Raw genomic sequence first — 2,210 nt, 5'->3', positions numbered from 1 at the left:
TGCTAGGCGCCCGCCGTCCCATCGATGCCGAACCCTTCATCTGGGCGCTGTACGAGCGCGATCCCAAGCAGGCCGACGAGGTCGCGCGCCTCATCGGCTGCCTGCTCGACACCGAGCACGGCGACAAGGCCCTGGCCCTGGCGCAACGCCTCGAAGCCGGCGAGGTCAAGCACAATCGCCGCCGCGACTACGTCGCCCTGATGAAAGAGGTCGTGGTCGACAAGCATCCCGCGGGGGTGGAGTTCCTGGAGTATGCGGTCGAGCTTTACAACAGCGCGAACCGGGAACACGACTATTGCGAGACGTTGCTGAAGCTGTTCGAGCTGTACTTCGCGGCGGGGAATTTCCTGAAGGCGGCGGATTCGCTGGACCGCGCCGCCGAGGTCGACCCCTACGAATCGGGCCACCACAAGCGCATGGAGATGCTGCGCGGCAAGATCGAGACCGCGCGCTTCAACGCCATTGCCGGACGGCTGAAGATCGCGGGCGGGGTGGACGAGCAGGAGGAAGAGAAGCCGGTCGAGGAGAAGGAACCGACGGTGCTGGAGGACTTCATGCTCCAGGCCGAGATCTTCCTGCAATACTCCATGCGCTCCAAGGCGCTGGAACGGCTGGAGCGCATCGCCAAGCTCTTCCCCCGTGAGGAAGAAAGGAACGAGAAGCTGCACCTGCTCTACGCCAACGCCGGCTTCATCCCCAAGTACACGGATGCGCCCCCGGCGCCGGCGGCGGCCGCGCCGACGCCCACCGGCCTGACCGGCACTATCACCGTGCCCCGCATGACCGGCACCATGCCCGCGCCCACCATGTCGGCGGCGCAGATGATGGCCGCCGAGAACGCGGTGGACAACTTCGCCCGCGTCACCGAGATCACGCGCAACATCTACCGCCAGGGCAACGTCAAGAGCGTGCTGTTCACCTGCGTCAACGACGTAGGCCGGCACTGGGGCGCCAGCCGCTGCGTCGCCGGGTTGTGCACTCCGGGCAAGCCGCCTTCGGCAGCGCTGGAATACTGTGGCACCAACATCAAACAGTCCGACGTAATGGCCCTGGTCAAGCTGATCAACACTCTGCAGGCCAGGCTGGTCAGCGAGGGCATCGTCAACCTGGGCAACTCGGCGACCGCCGGCGGACCCGACGCCAAGTACATCGCCTCGTTGGGCATCAAGTCGGTGCTCGCGGTCCCGCTCATGGACGGCGAGGAGCACGTCGGCATCCTCTTCCTGGAGCAGTGCGACCGCGCCCGCGACTGGCGGCAGACCGACATCGTGGTGCTGAAGACCATCGCCGACCAGACCCAGCAGGCGGTGCAGAACGCCAAGCTGCGCAGCCTGATGAAGACCCTGGCGGTCACCGACGAAAAGTCGGGGCTGCTGAAGCGCACCTCCTACCTCGACGTGCTGCTCTCCGAGACCCGGCGCGCCCTGCAGCAGCAATCCACCTCTACGGTCATGCTGCTGAACTTCGGCAAGCCCACCGCCATGGTCAAGGAGATCGGCGAGAAAGCGGTGGAGAACCTGATGCAGACCATCGGGCAGAGCATCTGCTCGCACATCCGCCAGAACGACGTGGCCGTGCACTACGAGCTGACCACCATCGCCGTCATCCTCGCCGACACCAACGAGAAGAACGCCTTCTTCGTGGTGGACAAGCTGCGCAAGGTGATGACCGGGACCAAGATCACCGGCACCAATCGCGAGGTGGTGATGAGCGTGGGCATCGCCGAGGCGGTGGTGCAGCAGAAGTACGACCCCATCGACATCGTCACCGAGGTCATCAACCGGGCCGACGCCGCGCTGGAGATCGCCAAGGGCGAAGGCGGAGGCAAGGCCCAGTCCCTCGCCCCCCAACTCGAGACTGCCACCGCCGCCGCCAGCTAGACCGGATGCTTTTGGGCGGTTCCGGCTTGGGACTTCCTTCCTCTTCAGGAGCTGTTATTGGGGAAGAGGACATGGCGGGTGGCCCGGCCTTGGTTCGCACTACCCCAGCCGTGGGTGCCCCGTCCTTTGGCGCGCGTTTTTTTTTGCGCGACAAAGGGCGGGAGGCGAGTATCCATTCTGATCTTCCGGCCCGGCTCCACATTTGGCTTTCCCGCCCTTTGCGGCCAAACCCCGAGCCGCAAAGGACGGGGCACCCGATTCCTTCTCTGTTCGGAAATCGGAACAGATCACTCGCGTGACTTGCACACCGCTCACCCACTGCTATTCTCA

General features: G+C 64.8%; 1 protein-coding gene. It reads left to right on the top strand.

The genetic code is table 11. The features are described 5' to 3' along the window. A partial coding sequence (locus VMS96_10345) for a diguanylate cyclase (GenBank protein HVP43823.1) occupies positions 1-1,880 on the top strand: 1,880 nt, incomplete at its 5' end. Between the last annotated feature and the right edge of the window lie 330 nt (positions 1,881-2,210).

This window comes from Terriglobales bacterium (assembly GCA_035543055.1).
GTDB lineage: Bacteria > Acidobacteriota > Terriglobia > Terriglobales > Acidobacteriaceae > JAIQFD01.
The sequence above is the reverse complement of the archived record's forward strand: the minus strand, read 5'-3'. Positions and strand labels throughout refer to the sequence as shown.